This window comes from Bradyrhizobium sp. NAS96.2 (genome assembly GCF_001908235.1).
GTDB lineage: Bacteria > Pseudomonadota > Alphaproteobacteria > Rhizobiales > Xanthobacteraceae > Bradyrhizobium.
Window position 1 is genome coordinate 1 of record NZ_LGHK01000246.1, and the last position, 3,315, is coordinate 3,315.

5 protein-coding genes are annotated in these 3,315 nt (G+C 63.9%); 2 read left to right on the forward strand and 3 right to left on the reverse strand.

The features are described 5' to 3' along the window. Window positions 1-458, forward strand: a 458-nt coding sequence (locus AC628_RS37430; protein ID WP_210190312.1) for a nicotinate-nucleotide--dimethylbenzimidazole phosphoribosyltransferase, incomplete at its 5' end; no start/stop codon positions are given. Between the two features lie 161 nt (window positions 459-619). Beyond that, window positions 620-1,036 (forward strand): hypothetical protein, encoded by a 417-nt coding sequence (locus AC628_RS37435; RefSeq protein ID WP_502689821.1) that lies wholly within the window; start codon window positions 620-622, stop codon window positions 1,034-1,036. Between the two features lie 297 nt (window positions 1,037-1,333). Here the strand turns inward: AC628_RS37435 and AC628_RS37440 are convergent, their stop codons facing one another. The 3 genes from AC628_RS37440 to AC628_RS37450 all read right to left on the reverse strand — a co-directional run bounded on the left by AC628_RS37440 (window position 1,334) and on the right by AC628_RS37450 (window position 2,859). Continuing rightward, window positions 1,334-1,744, reverse strand: coding sequence for a VOC family protein (locus AC628_RS37440; RefSeq protein WP_074131674.1), 411 nt, complete (start codon window positions 1,742-1,744; stop codon window positions 1,334-1,336). 79 nt (window positions 1,745-1,823) lie between these two features. Further along, complete coding sequence (locus tag AC628_RS37445; protein ID WP_074131675.1) at window positions 1,824-2,360, reverse strand: SRPBCC family protein; 537 nt, start codon at window positions 2,358-2,360, stop codon at window positions 1,824-1,826. Between the two features lie 88 nt (window positions 2,361-2,448). Then, on the reverse strand, window positions 2,449-2,859 hold the full coding sequence (locus tag AC628_RS37450; protein WP_050419569.1) for a DoxX family protein: 411 nt from the start codon (window positions 2,857-2,859) through the stop codon (window positions 2,449-2,451). Window positions 2,860-3,315 lie beyond the last annotated feature (456 nt).

Sequence of the window (3,315 nt, forward strand, 5' to 3'; positions counted from 1 at the left end):
CCGGCCGCGGCACCGGCGTCGACGATGCCGGCCTGCTGCGCAAGCGCACCACGATCGATACCGCGCTCAAAATGCATCGCAACCTGCTCGATGATCCGCTCGCCGTCGCAGTCGCGCTCGGCGGGCGCGAGCTCGCTGCCATCTTCGGCGCCGTGCTGGCGGCGCGTGCAAGATCGATCCCGGTGCTGCTCGATGGCTTCGTGGCGACATCGGCAGTGCTGCCACTGGCGCGGCTTGCACCCCACGGCCTCGCACATTGCCGCGCCGGGCACGTCTCGGCCGAACTCGGCCATCGCGAACTGCTGCGCGAACTTCAGTTCGCGCCATTGCTCGATCTCGAGATGCGGCTCGGCGAGGCCTCGGGCGCGGGGATTGCGATCCTGCTGTTGCGCGCGGCGCTCGCCTGCCACGCCGGCATGGCGACCTTCGCCGAGGCCGGCGTCTCCGGCGCGGACTGACAAACTGTCGCCGCATGAGCTAGCCTATGCTCTCAGCCTGAGCATGACCGTTGGGAAAACCGCTTCACACTTTTCCGGATCATGCCCCAGGGCTCGGCGCGAGCCAGAGCGACGTCAACGGAAGGAACCGCCACATGCGTATCGGGGCGATCTGGACGATCATGATCTTGGGGATGGCGGCGCTGCTTGCCGATGTCTCAAGCGCTGACGCCGACGTTCGTATCCTCGCCAGCCCCGGCGGACAGGTCGGTCCGTTCATCGATCTGTTCGACAAGGTGCGCGAGTCCGGCGAGCGGGTGGTGATCGACGGGCCGTGCCTGTCGGCCTGCACGCTGGTGCTCTCGATGGTGCCGGGCGACCGCATCTGCGTGACTCGGCGCGCGGTGCTCGGCTTCCACGCCGCACGCTCGATCGACCAACGCGGCCGGACCTATGCAGAGCCGGAAGCATCCGTCGCCGTGCTGCAAGCCTATCCAGCGCCGGTGCGCAGCTGGATCGTGCGCCGCGGCGGCCTGACCTCGCGCCTGCTGCTGCTGCGCGGCCGCGATCTGGCGGCGATCTATCCGCGGTGCAGGTGAGGCGCGATCTCGTAGGGAGGTAGCCGAAGGCGTAACCCGCCTTTGTCGCCACACAGGTATTGCGCGGATGAGAGACCGACGATGGGTTACGCTTCGCTAACCCACCCTACGATTTATGAGCCGCCCTACGATTCGTTGTCCCGTCATCCTGAGGTGCGAGCGGAGCGAGCCTCGAAGGATGCACGGCCGCCAGCCGGGCCGTCGATCCTTCGAGGGCCGCTGAAGAAGCGGCCACCTCAGGATGACGGTGACAGAGCGAGGATCGCAACGCCAAGATGAAGTGGCTAAGCTATCAACCTACATCTGCTGCGGGCAGTTCACCATCCAGGGGATGCCGAACTGATCGACGCACATGCCGAAGCCGTTGGAGAAGAAGGTCTTGCCGAACGGCATGGTGACCGTGCCGCCTTCGGACAGCGCCTTGAAGCGGCGTTCGGCCTCGGCGGGATCCTCGACCTGCAGCGCAACATGAAAGCCCTGCGGCTTCTGGAAATGGCCGGGCGGGGCGTCGGAGGCCATGATGATCTCGCCGTCGATCGTGAGGCGAGCGTGCATGATCTTGTCCTTCCAGCCGGGCGGCGTCTGCATCTCCGCATTGCCCTCGCCGTAGGGGAAGGTTTCCTCGATCCGCGCACCGAGAACCTTCTGGTAGAAGTTCAGCGCGGCGCCGCAATTGCCGTCGTAGGAGAGATAGGGGTTGACCTGCATCGCATGCTCCCTTGGGTAGATTCTGGTTCTGGCGCGTTTTCCTCACGCGAACCGGTAAACCACTTCGCTCGAAAACGCGCTATCTTTCCGTCAGCTTCTTCAGATTGGCGAGACCGACCTCGAAATCCTTGCCGACCATGTGATCCAGGTTCATGAACACCTGCATCACCTTCGACATGAAGACGGCCGGACCATACATGGTCCATGTGACGTTGGTCGCATCCCCCTGCGGCAGCATTGTGAACTCGGCGGTGTTGTGGCCCTCGAACGGCTTGAGGAAGTCGAGCTTGATGACGACCTTCGACGGCGCGGACGACAGCAGGATCTCCATGCGGCCGGTGCCGACATTCTTGTTGCCGTCCCAGGCATAGACCGCCCCCTGCCCGCGCCCGGCGCCGTCATAGGTGCGCTTCATGTCCGGATCCCGGTTCTCGTAGGGCGACCAGACCGTCCACTGCCGGAAATCGTCGATCAGCGGAAAGATCCGTTCGGCCGGCGCCTTGATGCTGGTGGCGCGCGTGACGCGGAACGTGCTCGGCTTGGTCGCCGCGAGGATGAGGACGACGGCAATCGCGACCGCAAGGACAATCGCGATGATGGCAAGGGTCTCGAACATGATGGTCTCCAAATGCATCAATTGAAGAATTAGAGCGTTTCGAACGAAGTGGGCACCGGTTCGCATGAAGCAAACGCGTCAAACCAACTCAGCGGCGGAACGGAAGCAGCGCACGCAGATTGCCGTCGCGCAGATAGAGTCCGCCCCACACCATCAGGCCGAGATAGAGCCCGAACAGCGTATGGGTGAACAGCGGGCTGCCGATCCGCACATGGGATGCGATCGCGCCCCCGAGATAGCCGGTGAGCAGGATGGCGCCGAGGATCGAGGTCGGCGGCACCGAGTACAACAGCGTGCAGACGATGGTGATGATGCCGAGGCTGCGCGCCAGCGTATCGCTCGCACCCCAGCCCATCTTGTCCATGGTCTCGGTGACGACCGGCAACGGCAGCAGCTTGATGGCGCCATCGAACAGCAGGAAAAGAACGACCACGCCGCTCATGACGCGGCCGGTGATGCGGGCGGGCTTTGAGACTTCGGTCTCGACGATCGTCGACATGACGGGCTCCGTAACGCTTGGTGATGCTCTGTCATCAAGACGAACGGTGAGATACGGGACCGACAATGCGCGGGAAGATTTTTGGGGGCGCCATAGGAGTTGCGAGAGCGATGCGCAAATTGATCAGCACGCCCGCGGCTTACCCCTCTCCCCACCCTCCCCCGCAAGGGGGGAGGGAGCCTGACCTGCGTGCTCACCTCACGCAATCTTTTGGCGATCGTCGAGGAAGGGATTTTGCGCGCCGCTCACGTGATCCGTTGCTCGCACGCAATCTCTGCGTTCGTGTGAGGGACACGCCGGCGGAAGGGTTCCCTCCCCCCCCCTTGCGGGGGAGGGTTAGGGAGAGGGGTGCCGCGGGTACGAACCGGGCTGAGTCCTGACGTTTTAGACCGGGTTGATTCCTGACAGGCAAAGCTTCGTCTGATTCGAGGGAGGATCGGACGATGCCTTTCAGGG

Excerpts from the sequence above, each read along its gene's own strand:
- AC628_RS37435 (WP_502689821.1), top strand. The coding sequence starts at position 620 with ATGATCTTGGGGATGGCGGCGCTGCTTGCCGATGTCTCAAGCGCTGAC.
- AC628_RS37440 (WP_074131674.1), bottom strand. The coding sequence starts at position 1,744 with ATGCAGGTCAACCCCTATCTCTCCTACGACGGCAATTGCGGCGCCGCG.
- AC628_RS37450 (WP_050419569.1), bottom strand. The coding sequence starts at position 2,859 with ATGTCGACGATCGTCGAGACCGAAGTCTCAAAGCCCGCCCGCATCACC.
- AC628_RS37445 (WP_074131675.1), bottom strand. The coding sequence starts at position 2,360 with ATGTTCGAGACCCTTGCCATCATCGCGATTGTCCTTGCGGTCGCGATT.